13 protein-coding genes are annotated in these 25,812 nt (G+C 67.6%); 6 read left to right on the forward strand and 7 right to left on the reverse strand.

All coding sequences use genetic code 11. The features are described 5' to 3' along the window. Positions 1-22: 22 nt before the first annotated feature. The 3 genes from AC3WXD_RS23780 to AC3WXD_RS23790 are packed head-to-tail and all read left to right on the forward strand — an operon-like array spanning position 23 to position 2,951. A complete protein-coding gene (locus AC3WXD_RS23780; protein WP_454732535.1) occupies positions 23-1,081 on the forward strand; it encodes a tripartite tricarboxylate transporter substrate binding protein in 1,059 nt (352 codons plus the stop codon). Beyond that, positions 1,078-2,412, forward strand: coding sequence for a 3-isopropylmalate dehydratase large subunit (locus AC3WXD_RS23785; protein WP_492324830.1), 1,335 nt, complete (start codon positions 1,078-1,080; stop codon positions 2,410-2,412). Before AC3WXD_RS23780 ends, AC3WXD_RS23785 begins: the two co-directional genes overlap by 4 nt. Next, on the forward strand, positions 2,409-2,951 hold the full coding sequence (locus AC3WXD_RS23790; protein ID WP_020203322.1) for a LeuD/DmdB family oxidoreductase small subunit: 543 nt from the start codon (positions 2,409-2,411) through the stop codon (positions 2,949-2,951). Before AC3WXD_RS23785 ends, AC3WXD_RS23790 begins: the two co-directional genes overlap by 4 nt. A gap of 49 nt (positions 2,952-3,000) precedes the next feature. On the opposite strand, the gene AC3WXD_RS23795 is transcribed toward AC3WXD_RS23790, so the two are convergent. After that, the gene (locus AC3WXD_RS23795; RefSeq protein WP_020203321.1) at positions 3,001-3,696 is read right to left on the reverse strand and encodes a phosphoribosyltransferase; all 696 of its coding nucleotides are present in this window, start codon (positions 3,694-3,696) and stop codon (positions 3,001-3,003) included. A 28-nt stretch (positions 3,697-3,724) separates the two neighbouring features. Next, a complete protein-coding gene (locus tag AC3WXD_RS23800; RefSeq protein ID WP_155888087.1) occupies positions 3,725-3,979 on the reverse strand; it encodes a hypothetical protein in 255 nt (84 codons plus the stop codon). Positions 3,980-4,115: 136 nt separating this feature from the next. Between AC3WXD_RS23800 and AC3WXD_RS23805 the strand changes: the two genes are divergently transcribed. Next, entirely contained in the window at positions 4,116-4,298 is a 183-nt protein-coding gene (locus AC3WXD_RS23805) for a hypothetical protein (RefSeq protein ID WP_020203319.1), read from the forward strand. A 276-nt stretch (positions 4,299-4,574) separates the two neighbouring features. Here the strand turns inward: AC3WXD_RS23805 and AC3WXD_RS23810 are convergent, their stop codons facing one another. Further along, positions 4,575-6,263 (reverse strand): EAL domain-containing protein, encoded by a 1,689-nt coding sequence (locus AC3WXD_RS23810; RefSeq protein ID WP_492324831.1) that lies wholly within the window; start codon positions 6,261-6,263, stop codon positions 4,575-4,577. Beyond that, entirely contained in the window at positions 6,260-8,350 is a 2,091-nt protein-coding gene (locus tag AC3WXD_RS23815) for an ATP-binding protein (RefSeq protein ID WP_492324832.1), read from the reverse strand. The genes AC3WXD_RS23810 and AC3WXD_RS23815 overlap by 4 nt, the downstream gene beginning before the upstream one ends. 450 nt (positions 8,351-8,800) lie before the next feature. Here AC3WXD_RS23815 and AC3WXD_RS23820 point away from each other — a divergent pair, with 450 nt between their 5' ends. Next, on the forward strand, positions 8,801-9,403 hold the full coding sequence (locus AC3WXD_RS23820; protein ID WP_020203316.1) for a response regulator: 603 nt from the start codon (positions 8,801-8,803) through the stop codon (positions 9,401-9,403). 991 nt (positions 9,404-10,394) lie between these two features. Here AC3WXD_RS23820 and AC3WXD_RS23825 read toward each other — a convergent pair. After that, the gene (locus AC3WXD_RS23825; RefSeq protein WP_492324864.1) at positions 10,395-12,131 is read right to left on the reverse strand and encodes a ShlB/FhaC/HecB family hemolysin secretion/activation protein; all 1,737 of its coding nucleotides are present in this window, start codon (positions 12,129-12,131) and stop codon (positions 10,395-10,397) included. A 309-nt stretch (positions 12,132-12,440) separates the two neighbouring features. Between AC3WXD_RS23825 and AC3WXD_RS23830 the strand changes: the two genes are divergently transcribed. After that, positions 12,441-12,803: a hypothetical protein gene (locus tag AC3WXD_RS23830; protein ID WP_492324833.1), complete on the forward strand. Its 363-nt coding sequence runs from the start codon at positions 12,441-12,443 to the stop codon at positions 12,801-12,803. A 1,108-nt stretch (positions 12,804-13,911) separates the two neighbouring features. On the opposite strand, the gene AC3WXD_RS23835 is transcribed toward AC3WXD_RS23830, so the two are convergent. Next, the gene (locus tag AC3WXD_RS23835; protein WP_492324834.1) at positions 13,912-14,046 is read right to left on the reverse strand and encodes a hypothetical protein; all 135 of its coding nucleotides are present in this window, start codon (positions 14,044-14,046) and stop codon (positions 13,912-13,914) included. A gap of 17 nt (positions 14,047-14,063) precedes the next feature. Next, complete coding sequence (locus tag AC3WXD_RS23840) at positions 14,064-25,808, reverse strand: hemagglutinin repeat-containing protein (RefSeq protein ID WP_492324865.1); 11,745 nt, start codon at positions 25,806-25,808, stop codon at positions 14,064-14,066. Positions 25,809-25,812 lie beyond the last annotated feature (4 nt).

The following is a 25,812-nucleotide window of genomic DNA, read 5'->3' on the forward strand; positions in this document are numbered from 1 at the left end:
ACTCTTCCTGAAGGAATTCGCGATGCCAGTTCACTTCACGGCCCGATCACCGCTGCCGCGCCGCCGGCCTTCCGCACGGTCTGCACCCGCCGCACGAGCCGCACGGCTTTCGCGCCGCCGCGCGCTGGCCGCGCTGCTGGGCGCCGCCGCCGGCCTCGCGCTGGCAGTGCCGGCGCAGGCGGCGCAGATCGCCGGCGGCAAGCCCATCCGCATCCTGGTCGGCGCGCCGGCCGGCGGCACCACCGACACGCTGGCGCGCACCATCGCACAGGAGATGGCGCGCGAGCTGGACCAGGGCGTGGTGGTGGAGAACCGGCCCGGCGCGGGCGGCAACATCGCCGCCGACCTGGTGGCCAAAAGCGCGCCGGACGGCACCACCTTGCTGATGAGCTTCACCAGCCACACCATCAACGCCACGCTCTACAAGAAGCTGCCGTTCGACCCGATCGAGGACTTCACCCCGATCACGCTGGTCGCCAGCGTGCCGAGCGTGCTGGTGGCCACGCCCGGCCTGCCCGCCAACAACATCCCCGAGCTGATCCGGCTGGCCAGGAGCCAGCCCGGCAAGCTGAACTTCGCCATCGGCTCGGTGGGCTCGTCGGTGCACCTGGCCGGCGACATGTTCAAGATGATGACCGGCACCTACATCGTCAACATTCCCTACAAGGGCACCGCGCCGGCCATGACCGACCTGCTCGCCGGCCAGGTGGACCTGATGTTCGCCAGCACGCTCAACGTGCTGCCCCACGTCAGGAGCGGCAAGCTCAAGGTGCTGGGCGTGACCAGCCCGGCGCCGCTGCCGCAGTTCCCCGGCGTGGCGCCGATCGGCAACACCGTCAAGGGCTTCGAGTCGAGCGCCTGGTTCGGCCTGTTCGGCCCGGCCGGGCTGCCGCCCGACGTCCTGCAGGCGCTCTACCAGGCCGCCCGCAAGGGCCTGGACACGCCCGCGGTGCGCAAGCGCATGGAGATGGATGGCGCCCAGCCGGTCGGCAGCACGCCGCAGGCATTCGCCGCCTTCGTGCGCGAGGACGTCAAGCGCTGGGCCAAGGTGGTCAAATACTCGGGAGCCACGCCCGAATGATGCCACTCGCCGCGCCCGCCCCCGCGCCGGCCAAGCCGACCCCGTCGGCCTTGCCGGCCACCCTGGCCCAGAAACTGGTGGCGCGCGCCGCCGGGCTGGAGACGGTCACGCCGGGCACGGTGGTGACCTGCAAGGTGGACCTGGCCATGTCGCACGACTCCAGCGGCCCGCGCCGCGTGGCGCCGCTGCTGCGCGAGCTGGGCGCCACGGTGTGGGACCCGGAGCGCTACGTGGTGGTGACGGATCACTACGTGCCCGCCGCCGACCCCGAGGCCGAGGCGATCGTGCGCTTTACGCGCGACTGGGTGCGCGAGGCGCGCCTGCCCCACTTCATCGACGGCAAGGGCATCTGCCACGTGGTGCTGCCCGAGCATGGCCACGTGCTGCCCGGGCGCTTCATCGTCGGCGGCGACAGCCACAGCCCCACCGGCGGCGCCTTCGGCGCCTACATGTTCGGCATCGGCGCCACCGAGATGGCAGGCGTGCTGGCCACCGGCGAGATCTGGCTGCGCGTGCCGCACACCATCCGCCTGCAGTGGGACGGCACGCTCGGCGCGGGCGTGTGCGCCAAGGACATGATGCTGTTCCTGTGCGGCCGGCTGGGCCTGGGCGGCGGGCGCTACGAGGCCGTCGAGTTCGCCGGCCGGGCGGTGGCCGCGCTGCCCATGCAGGAACGCATGACGCTGTCCAACATGAGCGCCGAGCTGGGCGCGCAGACCGGCCTGATCGCGCCGGACGCCACCACCCTCGCGTGGCTGGCCGAGGCCGGCGTGCCGGCCGCCACGCTGGACGCCATCGCGCCGGAGCACTGGCGCACCGACCCCGGCGCCGCGCTGCTGGAGAGCCTGTGCTTCGATGCCGCCGCGCTGGCGCCGCAGGTGGCCGCGCCCCACTCGCCGGCCAATACCGGCCCGGTGGGCGACGCGGCGGGCCAGCCCGTGGACATCGCCTACCTGGGCGCCTGCACCGGCGCCAAGCTGGAAGACCTGCGCATGGCCGCGAGCGTGCTGCGCGGGCGCCGCGTGGCGCCGGGCGTGAGCCTGCAACTGGCGCCGGCCTCGCTGCGCGACCAGCAGCAGGCCGAGCGCGAAGGCACGCTGGCGGTCCTGCTGGATGCCGGCGCGCACCTGCTGCCCAATGCCTGCAACGCCTGCGCCGGCTACGGCGCCTCGCGCTTCCCGGCCGGCAGCCGCGCCATCGCCTCGACCGCGCGCAACTTCGCCGGACGCATGGGCGACAGCGGCAGCGCGGTGTGGCTGGCGTCGCCGCTGACCGTGGCGGCCAGCGCCGTGGCCGGCCGCATCACCGACCCGCGCGAGATGCTGGCATGAGCCCGGTTCCTCCCGCCCCCGTCCCCGTTGCGGCCCCCGGCGCGCCGCCGCACGGCGGCCGCATCTGGCGCTTCGGCGACCACGTCGACACCGACCAGATGGCGCCGGGCGCCCACATGAAGGGCGGCATCGAGGAGATCGCGCGCCATTGCCTGGCCGGGCTGCGCCCGGAGTTTCCCGGCGCCGTGCGAACGGGCGACGTGGTGGTGGCCGGGCACAACTTCGGCGTCGGCTCGTCGCGCGAGCAGGCGCCGCAGGCCCTGCTCCAGCTCGGCGTGGCCGCGGTGATCGCGCCCTCGTTCGCCGGGCTGTTCTATCGCAACGCCATCAACCTCGGCCTGCCGGTGCTGACCTGCGCCGATACCGCGCGCCTGGCCGACGGCGCGCGCGCGCGGCTCGACCTCGACCTTCCCGCGCTGTGGCTGGCCGACGGCAGCCCGGTCGCCTGCGATGCGATTCCCGCGTTCCTGCGCGCGCTGCTGCGGGCCGGCGGGCTGGTGCCGCACCTGAAGGCCAGGCTGGCGGCGCAGCCGCGCTAGGCGCCGGCGGCCATCGCCAGGCCAACGCCGAAACATTGCCGCGCCGGCATCACGCGGGCCGCCCGCACGCGCTCTGGCGCAGCAGCGCCACGACCTCCTCGTCGGTGGTCTGGCGGAAATCCAGGTAGAACGCGCCCACCGCGCCGAAGCTGGCCGGCACGTTGAGGCAGACCACCTCGTCGGCCGCCGCGCGCAGGCTGGCCAGCCCGTCCGCGGAGGCCACCGGCGCCGCCGCCACCACGGTGCGCGCGCCGGCGCCGCGCACGCCTTCGAGCGCGGCGCGCATGGTGGCGCCGGTCGCCACGCCGTCGTCCACCACGATCACGGTGCGCCCGGCCACGGCCGGCACCGGCGCGCCGCCGCGATAGCGCTGCTGGCGCCGCGCGATCTCGTCGAGCTGGCGGCCGCGCTCGGCGTCGAAGGCGCCGCTGTCGAGCGCGCGCCGGGTCCAGGGGTCGTCGTTGGCGACGGTGTGCGGCGCGCCGCCGGCGGCGTCGCCCTCCACCACCGCGCCGAGCGCCAGCTCGGGATAACCGGGCGCGCCGATCTTGCGCACCAGCAGGATGTCGAGCCGGCCTTCGAGCAGGCGCGCCACCTCGAACGCGACCGGCACGCCGCCGCGCGGCAGCGCCAGCACCAGCGGCGCCTCGCCCAGCGCCGCGGCGCCGTAGCCGAGGCCGGCCAGGTGGCGGCCAAGATAGATCCCGGCCTCGCGGCGATCGGCAAAGCACGGCGGCAACGGCATCGGGCGGGACATGGCCTGACCTCCGGGTTCAGTGGCGCGGTGAGCAAGAGAGCGCGGGGACAAGGCCAAATATAGGCGGATCGGGCGCGCGAATGAAGGCGGGCCTGCATGCGTTTTTTCTCGCGCCGCGCGGGGCCGGGGCAGGCGGCGGCGCCGGCACGGCGCGGGTGGCGCGGACGATGCGGGTGATGCGCACGGCGCGCAGCGCGCGCGATTGAATGCGATTCAGCAACAGTGTGTTTTGCCGCGCCTGGATTTTCTTTCGGCGGGATTTGGCTAACATGGCCCGTACCGATGGCAGCCACCACCCGCGCTGCCGTCTCCACGGCGCGCCATCCCTCGATCAGGGCGGCGCGCAGAGGCATGGCGGCCTGCCGGTCTTGCGGCCGGTGTCATGCGAACCCACTGCGAGAAACACCATGAGCACGCATCACAAACCCGCGCACGACCCCCAACGCACCGACGGCGCCGCGACCGACGCGAACGGCCTGGGCCTCGACATCCCCTTCGGCTCGCTCGAATCCGCCGCGCTGGCCGAGCTGCCGTACACCTTCCGCCCCGTGGGCACCTGCACGCGCTACTACAACGAGTGCTTCAGCTAAGACAGGCGGCCCGCGCACGAACCGCGACGCCGCGTGCGCGCGCCTGCCCCCGGCAGGCACACGCAGGCGGCGTCTTGCTTTGTTCGCGCGGCATGGCCGGCATCGCGGCGGGGGGAGAGCGGGAGAGGAATGAAAAGAGCGCCTCGCGTGTCGTCACGAGGCGCTGGCCGGCAAGGGGATCCCGGCAGGGAGTCGCATAGCCCGACGGGGAAGCAAGGCTATAGATTCGATTCTATATCATTTTTTTCACTTTTGAATAGGGTGTCCATTTCATATTTACGCACCGAGCGGCACTTCGCGGGCCGGATCGTGCGGCTTGTGGACACGCCATGAGGACGGCGCCGGCGGCGCCGGCTCGAGCCGCGCGGGCAGCCATTCGCGCAGGGCGGCCGCCGTCATCGGACGGGCGAAAAGATAGCCCTGGCCGAGGCGCACGCCCTTGGCCGCGAGCAGCGCGCGCTGCGGCTCGGACTCGATGCCTTCGGCCACCACGGCGAGATCCAGCGCGTAGGCAAAGTTCAGCGTGGCGTCGACGATCTGGCCGCTGACCTTGTCGCCGGGCTCGGCCTGCACGAACAGGCGGTCGAGCTTGAGGAAATCCACCTCGAAGCGCTTGAAGTACGCCAGGCCGCAGTAGCCGGTGCCGAAGTCGTCCACGGCCAGCTTGATGCCGCGCGCCTTGGCGCGCTGGATCGCGCTGCGCTGGGGCTCGGCCAGCGAGACCGCGTCGCGCTCGGTGATCTCCAGCACCGGCGTGACGTTGGCCTGCAGCAGCGCGAACAGCGCGGAGTCGTCGGCCCAGAAGCCGGCGTCGTCGAAGTGCTCGGCGGTGATGTTGAAGGCGATGTGGAACGCCGGCACCGGCGCCAGCGCGGCGAAGTCGCGCAGCACCTGCGGGATCAGGCACAGCGTCAGCGCCACCGCCAGGCGCTGGCGCTCGATCGCCGGGATGAACGCATCCGGCTCGAGCAGGCCGCGCCGCGGATGCTGCCAGCGCGCCAGCACTTCCACACCCGTGCACAGGCCGCTTTCGAGATCGACCAGCGGCTGGTAGTACGGCACGAACTCGCCCTGGCGCAGCCCGCGCCGCAGCTCGGCCGCGAACGAGCGGCGCGCGGCGCGCCGCGACTGCCATGCGCACGCCGCCAGCGCGGCCAGCAGGGCCGCCAGCGGCGGCAGCAGCAGGTACTTGAGGCCTTCGTGGAAGATCATGCTGCGCGGCGCGCCGGCGACGACGGCGATCGGATGCCCGGCAAGCTGGCGCACGTCGACGATGCCGTCGCCGCCTTGCCACACGGTGTCGCGCGGCACCAGCGCGGGCACGCCGGCGGCCTCGCCGTGGCCGGGCGCCTCGTCCGCCCCGGCCGCCCCGGCCGCCTTGCCGGCGCCCAGCATGAAGCGCGTGCCGGCGACCTCGATGCCGATGTCGGCGAAGCCCAGCCGGCCGGCCGACTGCACCATGTCGGCGAGGTAGCGCCCGTCCACCCACACCAGCACGCCCTGGCCCGGCGCGGTCCCGGAGAACACCGCCAGCGCGGTGCCCTTGCCGGGGCCGGCCGCGGCGAGCCGGTACTGCAGTCCCGGGCGCCACGGCAGCAGCTCGTCCAGCGGCAGCGCCATCTCGCCGCGCACGGCCGAGCAGTAGCGCATGCCGCGCGCCACCAGCTCCACGTCGAGCACGTAGGCGGTGTAGGCGCCCTGCTCGCGCAACTGGCGCGCCACGCCGCGGCACGGCACGCCGGCCAGCGCGTGGTCCTGGTGGGCAATGCCGAGCGTGTCGGCCAGCGCCAGCTCGAGGTTGTCGCGCAGCGCCGTGGCGGTCCGCTCCACCCGCGCGCGCGCGTCGTGCGCGGCCAGCAGCACGACCAGCCACAGCGCCAGGCAGCCCGCGGCCAACGCCGCCACCCATGCCGACGCCGGCGGCCGCGCGCCCTGGCCCGGCACCACCCGCAAGCAGCGCATCATGCCGCCGCCGGCAGGCTGAGCGTGATCACGGTGCCCTTGCCGATCTCGCTGCTCAGCGCGATCTGTCCCTGATGCACCGCCACGATCTCGCGCACGATCGCCAGCCCGAGGCCGTTGCCCTTGGCATTGCCGCGGCGGTTGGCCCGGTAAAAGTTGTCGAACGCCATGCCTGCTTCTTCCTTCGTCATGCCGATACCCCGGTCTTCCACCCGCACCGACACCTTGTCGGGCTCCTGCTGCGGCGTCCACACGGTCACGATGACCTCGTCCTTGCCGTCAGAATACTTAAGCGCGTTCTCCACCAGATTGCGCACCGCCTGCGTCAGTTGCACGCGGTCTCCGAGCACGCACAGCGGCGCCTGCGGCGCGCTCACGCGCACCCGCCCGTGCTCGGCGAAATCGCCCGCCACGACATCGCGCACCAGCGCCGCCATGTCCACGCGCTGGCGCTCGAGCGCGCCGCTGCTGCGCGCCTCGATGCGGGCCAGGTCGAGCATGTCGGAAAGCAGGTCGTTGAGCTGGCGCGCGCGCGCGTGGATGGCGTGGTAGATGCCGCGGCGACGCTCGGGCGGCACCACGTCCGCGCCGAGCAGCTCGGCGTAGCCGGCGATGCCCGCCACGGGCGCCTTGAGCTCGTGCGCGGCGGCCGAGACGAAATGCGATTTCATGCGGTCGTGGCGCAGCTGCGAGGTGATGTCGCGCAGCACCAGCACCAGCCCTCCGCCACCGCCGCCGGCATGCACGATGCGCACCTCGTAGGCCGGCGACACCGCCATGTCGAACTCGATGATGCCGGCGAACTCGGCGCCCGCCTGCGCGCGGTCCAGCTCGGCCAGCAGCTGCTCGGCGCGGCAGGCCTGGCGCGCCGGCTGGCGGCCGCGGTAGAGCCAGTGGACGAACTCGCGCTGGGTGGCGCCGCGCAGCCGCTGCAGCGACACGCCGAGCAGCTCGCACAGCGCGGTGTTGGTCTCGTCGATCACGCGGTCGGCGCCGAACACGGCCACGCCGTCCGGCATGGCGAGAAACAGGCCGCGCAGGTGCTGCTTCTTCTCGGCGAGGATGTCGCGCACCACGCGCTCGCGGTCGGCCAGCGCGGCCAGCGCGCGCAGCGCCGCGAGCTGGCGCACCTGGAAGAACAGCACCAGCACCGTGACCAGCGCGGCGATGCCGAACGCGGCGCACAGGCGGTCGTGGTAGCTGGCCATCGCCGCGCGGCGGCTCACGCCGACCAGCAGCGCGAGGTCGTAGCCCGGCAGGCGCCGGATGGCGTAGATGCGCTCGGCGCCGTCGGGCGTGCCGGCGGCCACGCGGTCGCGCACGCCGCCCGCGCCGATGCTCGTGACCTGGCTCTCGCCGGTGGCGGCCAGCGCCCGGCGCAGCGCCGAGCCGGGCATCAGCACCTGGCCCGGCTGCCGGCCCTGCTCGCTCCAGCGCGCGCGCACCACGTAGTCGTCGGTGCCGGCCAGCAGCACCGCGCCGGACGCGCCCAGCCCGGCGCGCGCGTAGGCCTGCGACAGGTAGCCCGGATCGAGCGACACCACCACCACGCCGAGAAAGCGGCCCGTGGCCCGGGACACGATGCCCTTGGAAAGCTGGATCGACCACGGGCCGCCGATGCGCCCGGGCAGCGGCACGCCCACGTAGAGCGCGGGCGGCAAGCGTTGGCGGTGCAGGTCGAAGAGTTGGGGGTCGCCCGGGTCGGGCGGCGCGAGGCTCGCGCTGGTCGAGGCCCGCAGGGTGCCGGCGCGGTCGAACACGGAGACTTCGCTGAAGGGCTCGATCACGAGGGTGCCGCTGCGCGCCCAATGCGCCAGCGGCGGCGCGCGGCCGCGTTCGGCCACGGTGCCGCCGATCAGGGAGGCGACGTGATCGGCCTCGGCCAGGGTGCGCTCGGCCTGTTCGCCCAGCATGGCGGCCACGCGCGCCAGGCTGGCATGGACATGGCGCATCTCGGTGGCGCGGTCCCACAGCGCCCAGGCGCCCAGCGCGGCCCAGATGCCGACGACGATGACCACACCTGACCAGAACGGATGTCGCGCGGAACGATGCGGGCTTGCCAGTGCCTGTCGGTAGATTTCCAGGCTCATGGGAAAGCTACCAAAAAACCAGAATATTGTTCGTCACAGCCGTGAATCCCAGCCTTCGATACGCGCGTGCGCCGGATAACCGGAACCGGCTCGCGCCACTCCTATGACCCTGCGCACCTATCCGCGCGCGGCTGCGGTCCGTGCGCTCCCCCGGTGCCGCTGCCCTTGGGCGTTCCGGGCAGTCTCTCCTTGTGGCAAAGCTTCACAGTATGATCCATCGGGCGGCACCGGCAAGCCGGCCCGGGCCCGCGGGAGAGGCCGCGCGGCGCTGCCGGCCCCGGTGCTGCGCGCGCCATTTCCTCCGGTCTCATTTAGCGATGCCTTATCATCGTTGCGCGCTTTTCTGGCATTAAGTTGCGTTTTGGCCGCTTTCCGAAGAATAATGAAAAAAATACGATATGCAACGCCGCACATTCGCCCCGTGCACGCTGCGGCAGTTGAAGAGGCTCTATGACCGATCTGCGCTTTTATTCCACCAAGACCGCGGCCGAGATGCTTGGCGTCTCCCTGCGCACGGTCCAGCTGTGGGTCGAGAACGGCCGGCTGCCCGCGTGGAAGACCGACGGCGGGCATCGCCGGATCCCGGCCGACGCGGTGGACCGCATGGTGGCGGAGCAGCGCCACCAGTCCGCGCCCGCGCGCAGGGCACCGGCGCCGCCCGCCAGGCCGTTTCGCGTGCTGTTGGTGGAAGACGACGAACATCTGCTGCAGATCTACCGCATGGCGCTCGAGACGCTCGATCCGCCGGTCGAGATCCTCGAAGCCACCAACGGCTACGACGGCTTGCTGCTGATCGGCAGCAGCAAGCCCGACCTGGTCGTGCTGGACCTGATCATGCCCGGCATCGACGGCTTCCGCCTGTGCCGCACCATCGACGCGCAGCAGGAATTCGCCGCCACCCGCATCGCGGTGGTCACGTCGCTGGACAAGCACGCGATCGCCGACCGCGGGGGCGTCCCGCCCCATATCCGCGTGTTCTCGAAACCGATCCCGATGTCGGTGTTGCAGTCGCTGGTGGTGACCTTGCAGGTCAGCCCGGGCACGCCCGCCTAGACCCCGGCGCGCCGGCGGAAATCAGCGCGGGTATTGTATATCATTTTTTTCATCTAGCCGCCAGCACGCATTTTCATATTTACGCAATTGGTCCCGCGCCCGGGCGCTGCCGCCCGCCTGCGCGGCGCACCTCCGTGGTGTCCCCCGAGACACAGGCGGTGGCTGGCGCGGAGGCGACGGTGCCGGCCGCGCCAAGTTCGTGGCTGACCTCCCACGGCCCGGCAGAACTGGCCAGACTCGCGCGCGCCGGCTGCTTCGCCCAGCCGCACGCAGCCGCCAACACGCTGGGCGCCACCGACGATGCTATGTCCGCGGCAAAGGCCACAAGATGCGGGCCATCCCGCTGCCCACGCCGTGCATAGCGATGCTGCGCGCCTACCGATGCGCTCGCGGCCGATCGACTGCGCCGCCTGTGCGCGAAGCGCTGCCGGTGATCCACGGCCACAAGGGCGAGGCGCTCCAGTCGGCAGGCCTGTACCGGGAGGTCAAGGCGGTCTTTGCCGCCGTCGCCGATGGCCTGCAGGAGCGAAAGCCGACGCAGGCGCTGCTCGGCCACGCCTCGGTACAGACCACGACGGCCTACGCCCGGACCGATCTGGGCCAACTGCGCGGCTTTGTCGAACAGACGCTTGCGGACACCCCGGGGGGCCAACGACCGAGGGGCCATCCGCTCCGGGAGGCAAGGACAAGAACGATGATGCGACACTGCTGGCCTGGGCTACTGCGTGGGGCGCGCGTTGGCCTGTCCCTTGTCGATCCGGCTGGTCTTCTGCAGCGCGGCCAGCTCCTCGGCCTCTTCCTGGGCAAACGTGTCGAACATCCGGCGACTCGCCGCGCCGGTGGTGTGTCGCGGCGGCGCGATCCGCCAGGCCGACAGGAGCGCGACAAAATAGGAGCACGGTTGACGCTCAGTGGCAGCGTGGCGTCGAACTGGCGCTGGGGTGTTGGCGTGTCGCCGCCGGCGTGGGGTGACTGCGAGCGCCTGGGCATGTCAGTACTGATAGACCATCTGCAGGCCTGCTGTGACGCCCGCCGTGTGGAACGCCGCCGGCTTGTAGACCGGCGTGCCGACGAACACGTCATACGAGAACGACCCGAACCGTGAACCCGCTCCCCCGCGCATCCCGATGACCGCTCCTGCCAACTGTGTACCCGCCAGCGCCGTGGTAAGCGGCCCGGACACCCGCCCGTAGTCGAGTCCCGCGTAGATGGCCTGCCCGCTGCCGCCCAGAGGCGCCTGCAACTCGTTGCGCCAGTAGAAGCCGCGCTCGCCCGCTAGCAGGTTCTCGCCATCGAAGCCGCGCACCGTGTAGCGGCTACCGATGGTCAGCGCGTCGACGTAATACAGCGGGTCATTGGTGAACTGGCCGTGGAAGGTGGTCACATAGCGCAATGTCTGCTCGCCCAGCTTGAACGGCACCGACAGGTTGGCGTCCGCCACCAGCATGCGGTAGCGCCAGGTCGGCCCATCCGTCGCCGCCAGCACATCCTCCTGCGCGCCAAACGCGCCGATGCCCTGGCGATAGGCCAGCGTGCCGTCGAACTGCGCCGCGCCAAAGTAATGACGGTCGGTGATGCCCGCCTCGACGATCGTGTTGTTGCGCCGCTGCTGCGCGATCTCCGTGTCCTCGATGAAGTTCTTGCCGAAGCGCCGGGTCAGCCGGAACTGCATGCCAAACACATCGTTCTGGCTGCGGCTGAGCACGCGGTGCAGCTTCAGGTCCGCCGTTTCCGACTGGCCGCTGGAAATGAAGGTCTGGTTGACCCCGGCGATCTGCTGGAAGTAGTTGCTCGAGTAGGCCGAGAGCGTCGCCGTCCAATAGCCCCACGGCACCGAGTAATAGCCGTTCCAGCCGCGGGTGCCGTGTTCCTTGTTGGCAAAGCCCAAATCCTGGGTGTAGCCAATGTTGAACAGGTCATTCAGGCCCAACGGATTGTCGATGCCGACGCTCAGGTTGCCCTGCCACTTGCCGGTGGCGCGCGTGCCGGCGTTGTCCACCGAGGCCACCACGGTCCACGGCTTGCTGCGCTTGACCGTGATCACCACATCGCTGCGGCCCGGGGCGCCGGTGGGCACCACCTGCATATCGGCGTCCTGGCTGGCGAGGCGTTTCATCTGCTCCAGCCCTTGCTCCAGATCGCGCAGATTCAGCAGGTCACCCGGGCGGGCCGGGAACGCGGACTTCCAGGTACCCCACAGGTCCGGCTCGGCAAAGCGCAGGTCGCCAATGACGCCGGGAATCAGAGCCATGCGCAGCGTGCCAGTGGAGAGGTCTTGCTCAGGCACCAGTACGCGGGTGGTGACGTAGCCCCGGCTCAGAATGACCCGTGAGACCCCCTTGACCAGTAGCTCGACGCCTTTCTTGCCGATGCACGCGCCCTGATAGTGATCGAGCCAGGCGCGTGCGAAGGCGAATGGATCTTGCGGCAGGGCGGAGGCGCCTTGCGCGCGCACGTCGGCCGGGAGGTCGGGCGAGACGTCCAGGGTGAAGCGGTCGATGCGGAAACATGGGGCTTCGGTAGGCAGCGACGGAAATTCGACCGGAGCAACATCCTCCGCACGCACGGCCGGTGCCTGCACGGTCTGGGCGCGCTCGCGGGCTTCTTGCTGTTGGCGGGTGCGCTGGTCTTGTTCGGCGTTGGTGAGGGCGGCGGATTGGGCCGGCGAGGGGCTGACTTGAGCACACACCGGGCCCGAGGCTGCCAGCACGCCGGCGAACGGCAGCATGGCGGCAATGAGATTTGTTTTATTCATTTTGGACTACGCATTGCGTTGCGGAGTGGCGTGGCATTACCCCAACGTACCGATGCTGCGATTCATGTGGGGCAACGCGCGAGAGGATCCCTCGGGTATTTCATGTAGACATACCCTGATCGGTCTGCTCCTTGGTTGATCGTCAATATCAGAGCCGATGCGCCCCTCTTGCAAAAATAGTGTCGATCTTCAGTGTGCAATGAATTCCGCCAACCAAGAGATAGAAGCAAATTTTCATAATTTGAAATTTGCCCTGTTGTCCACGACTCTGAAGCAACCGAAATGGAAAGGATTGCACTTCCAATCTTTGTTTTTCTATCATCATCAAAATCAATAATTCTTGCCCGTTGCTGGAGGATCAAGTTCATATCAGTACGCATCATCTCTCTTGCCTCACGTATTTCCTTTAGAGAGGGAGAAGACGAGAAAGAATATGCGATTCCAATCCAAATTATTGCGATTACAACACCAGATGCAAGTAACCCCTTTATTCTATCCATTCCTTACTTTCTGATTGGCTTGCTAACTCCGGTACCTGCTGCTATACCTAGCGAGCCAAAGCCAAATTCGATAGCATATAATCTGCCAATAGATTTATGCAGAACCCCCGACATCCGCCGCCAACGTAAGACGCGCCATCAATAAAAGAATCTGTTGCCGAGGCAGAGTCTCCCTGCTTGTTGATGATGAACCTCCAGATGACACTGCCGGCTGGTGAAATTGGCACCGTGCCACCACTTCCTAGGTATGGCTACCCATTGTGTAGATTTACTGTTGCGCGTGTAAGCTATCGCAAGAATTTGTAAGCTAAAGCTCCTATAAGAACCAGCCAGAATTCCGCAATAGCTGCCCAGTAGACCTTTTTCTCCAGGGGCATCATATTTCCACGTTTTCTCGTCAGGGCCTCCTGGCGCAGCCATTCAACGCTCCTAGCATCGCTTACATTGCGCAACTGCCGATTGTGGGCGTCTTAGGATCGCCCCCGAAGAACCGCTAGCTTTACAACCGATACCAATCATAAGGCCAAGAATAGCGGCTATCTTAAGTCGGTGCACAATGTGTGCGCCATCCAGGCTATTCCATAAGGTTCCCTCAGATACGTATTCAACAAAGGAACCTGGCTCTGACTCGCGCAGCGCGAAAGAAGGCCACACCATCCGCGCACATGTGGTTCTACAAATAATTCACGAAGAACTGGTTCAATCAGGAAATTAAGCACAGTCACGATGGCTACCATCATGGCGATGAAAGAAAAGATAACGTAGAGCATAATAAAGATGCTCGATCTGTTGTGTTGGCTCATTTCTGTCCGTCCATCACTCGATCCTTTGTTGCGTTGCCAATTGGCTCCTGAGAGACGCTTGAACCCACACCGCCTATAATGGACCCTTCTTAATCACTAGTTCAGTGTAATTCTGGCCTTTGCCCAACTGGGCTTGTCCACGGTTTTACTCGTCCTGATTTCGCGCAATGTACTGACTGTCGTAATTGTGGTCGGCGTAATTCGGATCAGATTTGCAGCCATTGCAATTCAAGCTCTGGCCGCCAAGGGTGCTGCGCACTTCATAGTCGTGCTTGCCACCTGCGGCATCCGTAGTCTACTTGTCCGAGATTGCTCAGAATCTCCACCGCAATTCGGCCTTCAGTATCTTGCTCCGAAATGCCACTCTTCTGAGCGACAACCTCCGCATTTTTCCTCGCAAAGTCATACTCCGCAGGATACAGTTGCCGGTTGTAAGCATGTGCTACGACGCTACGCGAACCATTTTTCGTAGGAAAAATAAATAATCACGCTGAACACGATCGCAATGAATACGAAGTAGACGATTTTATCTGACCGACTCATCTTCTTCCATTGCTCAGGTGTTGGGCCACCGCCGATTGCCATGGTTATTTCCTTTACTCTTAGTCTGCTTTGATCGGTGACGAATTCCCCCATGGCATGACGCCGAAGCTAATCGCTCCAGGTGGTGCAACGCCAAATTCAATTGCGGTAGCGCCGCCGTATGAATGTGTAATTGCGGCAAAGCCATTAACACGGAAAGGTGTGGGAATCAAAACAAAGGCTTGGTTTCCATTGCCATTCATGAACGAATTCGTATCCCTCGCATTGTTTGCCCCAAATATCCAACCAAAGCTCATTGCTCCGCCAGGTGAGAACGAGATTGCTGACGGATTTGTCTGGACCACTCCCGTGGAAAGATACTTCGTGCCGTCATAAAGGTTTACAGATCCGCCGACGGTTCCCGACAAGACTCCTCCGCTGACCGCTGCATAATCAGGTAGGAGTCCCCGCCCTTGCTGCCCCAAGCCGGCCGCGCATTCCGCAGTAATGCACCCGTTGGGCGCTGGCGTAAAGGGATTGGACGGTATGCCCGTAGATGTGCCTGTAGTCTTTCCAAGTGTGGCGTCATTCCAACTATACGCAGACGATTTGCCACCCGTCATCGATTGGATATAGCTTGCCAAGCTTGGATCTACTTGGCTGGGCACAGATTGCACTAGCGTACGCCCGTCGCCGGACGGTACCGTGAAGCTCGCGCCCTGGTCGTAGACCCCCTGTGGATTGCTGACACCGTCTACGACCATTCCGGTCGTCACGTTTTCGCCCAGCTTGCTGTTACTGGCCACTCGCATGGCATCGCTCACTTGCTGGTCGGTGTACTTCCCGCCACTGGCCGCCGCAATTTGTCGTGCTAGCGCGCGTTCATCCGGGTGCAGTTGCCGGTTGTAAGCATCCGCCATACCTGCCGCCCCCGCTGCAGCCGCCCCATTGGCTCCGCCGCCCGCCACCGCGCCCGCCACCACCATCCCAACCGTCTGCAGTACCGCGTTGCGCGTGGGTTCGTCCATGCCCAGGCTGCCGAGGTTGTCGTTGAGCGCCGCGATCGCTGCGGTGGCGGCCGCCGTACCCGCCGCGCCCTTCGCGAAGTCGCCGCCGACTGCTGCCGTGATCAGCCCGCCCACCAGACCGTGCACCGCCACCTTCACGGCTTCCGGTTTGTCTTCCAGCCATTCGCCAATCTGCTTGTCCACGATCGGCATGGCCTGTTGCACGGTCTGCCCGGCCAGCTTCCGCAGGTCTTGCTGGTCTTTGACCTGCTGCGCATCAAAGATCTTGCCGATCGCCTGATTGGCGTTCGCCGTGTCCCGGTTCAGCCCGGTGACGGTCTCGTCCGCCGTCTTGCCCGTCAGCGCCAACTGGCCGGCGTTGTCGGTGATCGTGACGGTGCCGGGGGCGATGGCGCTGTGTGTCACGCCGGAGGCGGCACCCGTGCTCGGCGCGACCGCGTTGCCCATAGCCGTGGACATGGCGGAGTTTGTCAAATTGCGCAGGCCCGACGTGGCGCTGCTGAAGCTCCCCGCAATCGTCGAACTATCGCTCTTGTACTCGGCCTTGTTCTCGATGTCGCGGGTCGTCAGCGTCCCGGTGGTGAACTTGTTCTGGCTTGCATCGGCCGTGCTGGCGATCACGCCGCCCTTCAGATCCGTGTTGCCCTTCACAGTCACATCCAGGCCACCGTTACCCGCGTACAGCCCGCTCTGCTCGGTGACCGACTGGTAGGTGCTGTCGGTGTTGCCGCTGCTCACGCTGGCGCTGCCGCTCACCGTGGTCCCCGCGCAGAACGGCGGCACGCACAAGCTGACTTGCGCCCCCGATGACGATTCCTTGCTGTGATAGGTATCGGTGTCCTGCCGGCTCTCGATGTTCAGGTTGCGGCCCACGTCCGCCACGATCTTGTCGCCGGCAACCTGCGCACCCTGCAGGTTGGTGTCACGGCCGCTCGATATCGTCAGCGTGTCGCTCGCCGCCACGTGGGTATCCTGATTCGTGACGGCATCGCCATTGGCATTGCCCCGGTTCTGACTCGCGGCCAGCTCCAGCGTGAAGCCATTCTGAGTGCCGCCCAGCCCGAAGCCCACGCCAATGCTCGCATTGCTGCCGCTGTACTGGCTGGTCTGGCTGGACACGTCCTGCGCGCTTTGCAGGTCCACGTCGCGCGCAGCCGCCAGCGTTACGTCCTTGCCGCTGATCTGCACACCGCGCCCACGGATTTCGCCATCGGACGAGAAGCCCTCGATGTCCTTCTGGCCGGAGCCGGTCGCCACGATAGTGACCGCGTTGCCTGCCGTGACTGTGGTGCCCTGGTTGCCGCTGGCCTGCATGTGCGATTCGCTGCTCTGGCTACCGCCGCCGATGCTCGCCGTTACCTTGACGAGGGCGCTGCCGCCGTTGCTGTTGGACGGGTTGCCGGTCTCGGCGGTGCTCACCGGTTGCGGGCTAACCGCGTTGAGCGCAGCAATACCCGCCTGCACACCATAGAGGGCGGCAACCCGAGCATCCTTGCCGTCTTCGATGGCCCGGGCCGCATTCTCGACGGCCTGTGCCGCCTGCACCGTGTAGCCCGATAGCGCGAGCGTCGAGCCATACTGGCTCACGCGATGACTTTCGTTCTGGCTGGCCGAGTCCGTGCCCGGATCAAGGATGACGTTCTTGCCGATCATCGTCACGTCATTGCCCGCCGCAATGTCCGCGCCGCGCGCCGTGATGTCGTCCCCGGCCACCATCGCCACGTTTCCGGTGTGACTGACCACCTGGCTGCGAATGGTGTTCTGCGTCGCCTGGTTGGTGTCGGTGTGGTGCGATTCGCTGCGCACCCCCACGGTGCCGGCATAGCCGGTGCCGCCCAGGTCGCCAATCTGTCGGCTGGAGCTGTCCGAACGCTGCGACAACGTGTCCTGCCCGGACAGGATGTCGATCTTGCCCTTGGCCGCCGACAGCGTCACGTCGCCCTCGCCAGCAATGCCGCTGCCCGCGATGGTGATGTCGCCCGTGCGCGCCTTCACGCCCACGGTGTTGCCGGTGATGACGCTTGCGTTCTGCTGGCTGCTGGCCAGATCGCCACTGGCATCGGCGCGCTGGCTGCCGTAGGGCACCATGCTCACGCCGCTGTTGTTGGGACCGCCCTCGATGTGCCGGCCAATATCGCCCAGGCTGGGCGTCGCGGTACTGATCTTCCAGCCGCTGCTAGTGGCGCTGTTGGACTCGGTGTAGGTATCGGTGGAAGCCCGCAGCGCCACGTCGCGTGCGGCGTCCAGCACCGCGGCCTGGCCGGCGCTGATGGTGCTGCCCGAGACGAGAATGTTCCCGTCCAATGCGCGCCCGTTGGCATCGGTCTCGCCGTTGCCGGTGGCCCGCACGCGAACGTCGCCCGCGCCGCTCAGGCTGCTGCCGCTGCTGATGGTGGCCACGCTCGACGACTGGCTGCTGCTCTTGCTGTTGCTGAACGATATGGCGACCTGCGGCGTGGTACCGGCCGCGGCGCCAAGCTCGCTCAGCGTCTGCTTCGCGCGCGTCACGCCGCTCGGGTTCTGCTGCGCATCCCGCAGATTGTTGGCCGTATCCAACGGGGTACCCACCAGCGCCACCGACAGGCCGCTCGACCGGCTGCTGGCGCTCGATTCCCGCGCGATGCGGTCGATGCCCTCGGCGATCGTCACGTTCTTCGCCAGGATGTCGATATGGCCGACATCCTCGTTGCCGTCCTTGCGGCCCGTGATCACGTCGCTGCCGATGACGGTGGCATCCTGGCCGGCCAGGATGGTCACGTTGCCATCGGTCGCCCCGACCGTCGAGCGCGCATCGCTCTGCGTCACCGCCAGCACATGGTCGCTTGCGCTGCCGCCGCTGCTGCCCACCGACACGCCGATGCCGCCGGCTCCCGCGAAGGCGGACACGCCAGACTTCGATTCCTCGTGCGAGACGCTAGATTCCCGCACGTTCTGGCCCGCCGTGATCAGCACGTTGCCCTGGGTCGCGGTCAGGGCAACGCCGTCCGCCGCCGCGATGGCGCTCTGGCGCACCGTGAGATCGTTGCCGGCGCTCACGCGCACGTTGTCTGCGCTCACCATGCTGCCCACGCCGAGGTCGACATGGCTGCTGCTCTGGTCATGGCTGGAACTGCGTGAGAGAAAGCCGCTGCGCCGGCTCCTGCTCTCGGCGCTGGCATCATGCACTTCCCGCGCTTCGCCGATGGTGACATCCTGGCTGGCCACGATACTGACCGAAGATCCCGTCTTGCCCGCGGTCCCCGCGCTGACGTCCGAACCGATCAGCGTCACGCTGCCCTTGCCGTCCACCGGCACCGCGGCGATGCCCGTGGCCTCCAGCAGTCCCGCCGCGAGCGGCGCCTGCCCGGCCGCCAGCGTGACGCGGTTGCCGCCCGCTACCGTGCTGCCCCGCACGGTGTCATCCTGACTGGCTTTCGTGTACGACGCGTTGTTTCCGCCCAGCGAACCTTCGCTATGGACGCTGACGTCCTTGAGTCCGGCGACCGCCAGATCCCGGCCGGCGATCAGCGAGACATCGGCGCCAGCCTCCAGACGCGAGCCGGCCAGCACCGTATCCCGTCCGGCCACGGCCGTGACATTCTCACCCGCCTTGACCGTGCTCCCGGCGATGGTGATCGTCTTGTCATGAGCATAGCTCTGCCCACCGCGCGACACCGCATCCTGCGTGGTGCCTAGCGCAACGGCGCCGACGTTCAGATCACGCCCGGCACCGAGCAGCAGGCTGTTGCCCGCCGTCACCGAGGATCCCACCAAATCGATGTCGCGCCCGGCCAGCACGGCCGCATTGCCGGTGGCGGCAATGCTGGCAACCGCCCCCACGCCGGTGGCGCCGGCACTGTAGCCGTTGGGGCCGATCTTCCGGACCTCGGTGATGGTCTGGGTTTCGTTGACCACATCGCGCCCGGCCCGAACCAGGACATCCTGTCCGCCAATGCGCCCGCCCAGGTTGCGCACGTCCTGCGCGGCCTGGACCACGGTGATGCCGGCCGCGTCGCCGATGGCACCGCGGTTGACGATATTGCTGCCCAGCACCTGCGTCGCCATATCGCCGACGACGCGGCCGCTGTTGTTCACGTCGCCGCTGGCGGCGAGCACGACCTGATTGCCTGCGACGATCGCGCCACTGTGGTTGAGGTCGACGGTGTTGGGCTGCGCAAGGTAGAGCTTCGGCACAAGCACCGACTGCTGCGTGCCATCCGGCAGCGTGACGTCCTGCGCCACCAGCCAGACCATGTCGGTGGTGAGCTGGCGCATCTGCTCGTCCGACAGCCCCACGCCAGGCGCAAGGCCGAATGACTTGGCGTAGGTCACGCCACTGTCCATCAACGCTTGATATTCGTCCATCTGGTCGGTGTAGCCGGCCAGGTATGTGCGGCCGGTCAGCGCCGTCACCTGGTCGCGCACGAGCTTTTCTTCATAGAAGCCGTCGCCCAGGCGCTTCTGTACCTTCTGCGGGTCCAGGCCCAGCGCACCCAGCATGTAGTCGCTGGAAAGGAAGGTCTTGTAGTTGGTAAAGCGTGAGTCGGTCTCGATCAGGTAAGGCGTGGCCGGGGCGGGGCGCAAGGTATACAGGCCGTTGGTGGGCAGGGTCAGGTTGGGGAGGCCGCCCGTGGCCGTGCCCAGCGTCTGCGGCCGGCCGGTCGCGCCAGTGGTGGTTGCCACGGCGCCGGCACCGAGCGTTGGTGCGTTACCGCTCGCGCCAGACGCTGCGCCTACGCTGCCGGGGGTACCCGCTGTCAGCGGCGCGCCCCCAGCCACGGTACCGGACACGCCATCGAGCAGCGTGCCGGAGGCGCCGCCACCTGCCACGCCACTGCCGCCGACGGTCTGGCCGACCCGGTTGACCGAATTGATCGTGATGTCCTGCGCGGTGGTCTGCACCGTCCCGTTGGCGGTGGCCAGCGCCGGCAATGCGTCTACCGTCCTGGGCGCTTGCGGCACCGTGGGATACGGCACCGTTTGCGTGTCGCTGTTGCCACCGCTCTTCTGGTGCCAGTAGAAGGTGGATGTGTCGGTGGTGCTCACCGTCTGCTGCAGCACCGTGCCGACGTCCTGCACCTCACCGGCCGCGGCGTGGCGGACCAGATCGCCGCCTGCGGCCATGATGGAGGACTGGTTGAGGATGGTGCCCCCGTCGCTGTTGATGCGGATCGTGCCCGCGGCTTGCACTCTTGCTGCCGGGGTAGCGCTGACCAACCGGTCGGTGGCAATGGCGGTGGTGGTCGTGCGGGAGATCTCGTTGTAGTCGTGGACGTCCGGTCCCAGGTCGTAGCGCACACGGACCTCGTCGGGGCGGATGTGCTTGGCCGGGTCCCAATCTGGCCAGAACGTGATCCGGTAGGTGGATCCGGTGTCCTGGATGGTCTGGTAGTACTGGGTCGGGTTGGTGGTCAGTGGCCGCGACTGGTCATTGCTGCTACAGAAGCCGGTGGCATCGCAGATCGCCGCCCCGCCATATTGCTCGACCGGCGCCTGCAAAAAAGAAAACGACTTCGTGGCGGCATCGAGATTGGCCACGGCGGATTTCGGCACCACCACCGAGATCGGGGCACGCAACGCGTTCACCTGATCCGCGCTGATGCTCGACAGCTGGCCGTTCCACCGCCACCCGGGAAACGTGTAACTATAGTGCGTATTGAGCTCATCGCCGCTCAGCCCCGCCTGCCAGAGCGTCAGTGTCTGCGTGCTGGTCTGCGGCGTACCGGCTTCCGTGACCACGCTGGTGCGCGTGTTGTTGACGGTCCGTGCGGCGATGTCGATATCGCCATCGGCCTCGATGAAGGCAGAGCGATTGTTGAGTACATTGACCTGATTGACCAGCAAGCCCGTGCTCGGGTCGCGCGTGCCGTCGCGGGCGATCTGCAGGTTTGCCGCACTGTAGATCAGCGCGCCATCGAGATTGGAAACGGCGTTCGTGCCGTAGACCTTGAGGTCTTGTGCTGCCGCGATGACCGCGGCGGGGCCGGCATTGGTCACATCGGCCGCCTGTACCCGCACGGCGTTGCCGATGATCGCCCCTGTGTTGGCCAGCGTGCTGCTCGAGGTCGCGACAGTGTCGCCCTCGATCCGCCCTGCGTTGACGATGGCATTGTCGGCCTGGACGGTGGTGGCCTGCGCGTTGATAACGGCGCCCGCCGCATTGTTGATGTCTGCTCCGCGCGCAGTCAAGCTGCCGCCTGCGGCCAGCGTGCCGGTATTGGCCAGCGTGCCGCCTGCCCGGATCTGCATGTCGCCGTCGGCGCGCAGCTTGTTGGCGGCGTCATTGGTATAGTCACCCGCCACGTCCAGCGACAGATTGCGCCCGGCGGTCATCTCACCGCTGCCTGCGGCGGTACTGCCGCTCGATACGCCAATGTCCTGGTTGGCGCGCACCGCGCCGCCCTGATTGGTCATGGCGGCAACCTTGAGCCGCACGTCGGTGCCGCCAAGCGCTTCGCCGCCGTCATTGGCGAAGGTGACCGCGGCCTGATCCAATGTCAGCCCCTGGCCGCCGTAGAGCCTGCCGCCGCGGTTGTCCACGCTACGGTTGGTCTCGAGTTTCAGCGCACCGGCCGCCACGACTTGCGCGCCGGTGTCGTTCGCCAGATCCCGGGCGGCAATGGTCACGTCGCCATTCCCGCCCAGCGTGCCGCCCGTATTGGCCAGCGCCCCGGCCGAGACAATGTGGGTGGCACCGTCGCCGGCGTTGGCCACGCGGCCGCCGCGGTTGTCGATGCCGGCTGCCGCAACGGTGACGTTGCCATGCGCGCCGTTGGCGGTAAGCGTGCCGCCTGCGTTGCTCAGATCGCCATCCACGGAGACCGACAGGTCGCCGCCGGTCTGCGCCGTGCCGCCTGCGTTGTCCATTCCGCCGCGGCTGGCAATCTCCAGGCCGGATTGGCCATAGAGCACGCCCTGGCGGTTGATCAGGTCCGCGCCGAGGGTCAGCATTGCGGCCTGCTGCGCGGACATCCTGCCGGCGATATTGTCCAGCGCCGCGGCGCGCACGACCAGCCGGCCGTTGGTCAGGATCGTGCCTAAGGCATTGCGCAATGCGCCTTCGGTCGTCACGGCCAGCGTACCGTCGCCAGCATGCGCGATACGGCCGCCATCGTTGGTCACCGCCAGGGCATCCACGGTCAGGTTCCGTCCATTCGATGCCAGCGTGCCTGCGGTGTTGTCGAATGTACCGCCGGCGCGGATCGCCGTGTCCGCCGTACCGAACTGGCTGATGCTGCCGCCGCGATTGGACAAGTTGCCCGCGATGCGGATGCCGAGTGCGTCGGCCTCGATACGGCCCGTGTCGTTGTCGAGCGAGGCTGCGGATACATCGGCCGCACCCGCCGACAGCACACCATTCCGATTGCCGAGGGCGCCTGCGATACTCGCGTTCAGCGACCGGCCCGCCGTGATGCTGCCCTGCGCATTGTCCAGGGATTGCGCGTCCAGGCTTGCGTCGCCCTTGGCAGTGATCTGGCCGCGATTGGCCACATCCGCTGCGACCACCTGCACGTCGCCATTGCCGCCAATCAGTCCGGCGCCGGCATTGCGCAGCGACTGTTGCGCCTGGACGCGGGTCAGCCCGTCGCCCGCGTTGACGATGCGCCCACCGCTGTTGTCGATGCTGGCAGCCGCAAGAGAGAGCGCGCCATGCGCATCCGCCGCTTCGACACGGCCATCCGCATTGGTCAACGCGCCGCCCGCCTGGATCGCCAGCGTGCTGCCGGCGTGGAGAGTTGCCTGGGTATTGTCGAGTGCGCCCTGCACGGCGATCTTGCCATTCCCTTGCGCGGAAACAGTGCCACGGGCGTTGTCGAGCTCGCTGGCCCGGACGTCGAGCGCGCCATTGGTCTGAATGACACCGGCGGCATTGCCAAGCTGGCTCTGGGACGACACCGCCAGCATGCCGTCGCCGGCATGCGAGATACGCCCATCTGCGTTGTCGAGCGCATTGGCGTCGATGGCAAGGTTCTGGCCGTTGGCGGCAAGCGTGCCCGCGCTGTTGTCGAGCGTGCCACCCGCACCGATTGCCGTGGTGCCCGACAGCCCGAATTGGTTGATGGTGCCGCCTCGGTTGGACAGATTGCCCGTCGCGCGGACCGCCACTTCGTCGCCCTCCACCCTGCCGGCCTCGTTGTCGATCGATCCGGCTGCCAGCTTGAGCGCCGCGCCGAAAAGCAGGCCCTGCCGATTGCTTGCCATCCCGGCCACGTTGGCGGTGAGCGCCTGGCCTGCCGTGATACTGCCGCGGTCATTGTCCAGCGATTGCGCATCCAGGCTGGCATTGCCCTTGGCCGTCACCTGTCCGTGGTTGGCCAGCGCGCCGGCCAGCAGTTGCACATCGCCATTGCCGCCGATCAGGCCGGCCTCGGCGTTAAGCAGGTCCTGCGTGGTCCGGACCCGCGTCGAGCCGTCGCCCACATTGACGACGCGCCCGGCCGTGTTGTCCAGGCTGGCTGCATCCAGCGACAGCGAACCCCGCGCGCCGACGGCCTCGATGCGCCCGGCCGTGTTCGCCAGCGCGCCGCCGGCACGCGCTTCCAGGGCGCCATTGGTCTGCAGGATGCCGCCGGTATTGTCCAGCGCGCCGCGGCTCGTCACGGCAAGGACCCCGGCGCCTGCAAGAGCGATACGGCCACCGCCGTTGGCCACCGATAGCGCCTCGATGGACAGGTCTTGTCCGTTCGAGACGAACGCGCCGCCAGCGTTGTCGAGCGCACCACCAGCAACAATCGTGGTGTCGGTCTGGCCGAACTGACTGATGGTGCCGCCCCGGTTCGACAGGTCGCCCACGGTACGGATGCCAAGGGCGTCGGCCTCGATACGGCCCGTGTCGTTATCGAGCGAGGCTGCAGATACATCGACCTTCGCCGCTGACAGCGTGCCTTGCCGGTTGCTCACCGCGCCGGCGGTATTGGCTGCAATGGCATCCCCAGCCACGATGCTGCCCTGGTCGTTGTCCAGCGACTGCGCATCGAGGCTGGCTGTCGTCTGCGCATCGACCTCGCCGTGGTTGCGCAGCGCCGCCGCCTTCAGGCGCACCGCGCCGTTGCCGCCGATCACGCCACCCTGCGCGCCGCTCGCTGCCACGCCGGCGACGTTGGTCAATGCCCCCGTCACGGCGATGGTCAGGCCGTCGCCGTTGAGGGAGACCAAGCGCCCCGCCGTATTGTCCAGCGCTCCCGCATCGACGTTCAGCGCGCCACCGGCCTGCACGTCTGCACCGGCATTGTTCACGACCCCAGCCGAACGGATCGACATGGCGCCCTGCGACACGATCTGGCCACCCTGGTTGGACAGGCTGCCGGCGCTCAGGCTGGTGACCGCGCCACTGGACATCTGGCCCCGGTCGTTGACGAGCGCCCCCTGCGCATTGACGACCAGGGCCGCGCCCGCGGCAGCCGTCGCCCCCGTCAGATCGAGATTGCCGGCGCTTGCGGTGAGACCCAGATTGCCATTTGTCGCGGTCTGGCTGCCTGCCAGGCTGACACTGGCGCCCTGGATTGTGGCGTTCCCGCTTGCCAGGTTCCGGCCTGTGGCAGACACGGCCCCGGTTGCGCTCACCGTCAGGTCGGCTGCCGGGCCCGGCGTGCCATCCGGGTTCAAACCAGCCGCGAGCGTGCCCGTCGATACCACACTCTGCGCATGGATGCCAAGCGACTGCTGCGCCGCCAGCGTGCCACCGTTGGAGAATGTGCCATCGGTGCGAAGCGAAGCAGCACCGGCCGAATACGTCGTGCCGCTATTGTCGATGCCGTCGCGTGCCGAGACCGCGAGATTGCCGGTGGCATTCGTCTGGCCGGCCAGCACGAGCTTGCCTTGCGCGGTCAGCGTCAGCTCGCCGGCCTGCGCCGCCAGCACACCCCGATTCGAGACCCCGACACCAAGCTCCGTTGACGCCAGCAGGATCTTGTTGGCGTACATGCCGCCCAGCTCGCTCACGTCGATGCCGACCGCCGGGGCCGGTCCGTTGCCAGCGATCGCGCTGGCTGACAGCGCGTTGTAGTCGACCTGGTTCGCGCCGGCCACCACGTTGAGCCTGTTCGCATAGATCGCGGCATTGGCCTTGACCGCACGCGCGATCAGGTCCACCTGGTCGGTGCTCGCAGCATTGAGGCCGGCGCCCTCGACGCTGATCTGGCCGCCGGTCACACGGAAGGCATCCAGGCTGCCACTGCCGCCGTAGACGGGCGTGCCGGTGGTCAGCGTCACGCGGCTGGTGTTGATGAAGCCTGCGCCGTCGACCAGCAGTCCGTTTGGATTGGCAATCACCACATCGGCCCGTCCCCCGGCCACTTCGAGGTAGCCGCGCAGCTGGCTCGGTGACGTGCTGTTGACCTGGTTGACGATGATCCGTGCCGAGCCCCCAGGCAGCAGATTGGGGTTGCCGTTGATGTAGCCAGCCTGCTGCGTGGTTGTGATCACCGGCGAGTTGTTGAGGATCGCCCCGGGCCGGTTGACGTCGAACTGCGTGTAGTGATTCACCGACACCCCTGCCGAGGAGGGCCGCGTGATATTGACCTGCGGGAGACCATTGGCGGTCTGGATCACGCCCGGGCGATTGGCGCCGGCGCTCGGGTCGGCCACGATCTGCGCCCCGGCAGGAGCGGTCATCCCCAACAGCGCCGCCAATACCAATGGCGTGGACAGCCATCGGGTCGGTAGCGTGACGGCCTGCGCGGCAATCGCTGGACGGCCGCGCCGCGCCGCCCGTGTTCCGCCCTGGCGCCCTTTCCCCATGCCGAGCGCCGTCTCTTCGACGGCAACCATCATGCCCTTGGTCCGGCTGTAGACCAGGCGGAAACTGTCCTTGTTCATGCTG

The sequence above is a fragment of the Cupriavidus sp. FW216-B1 genome (assembly GCF_058789195.1).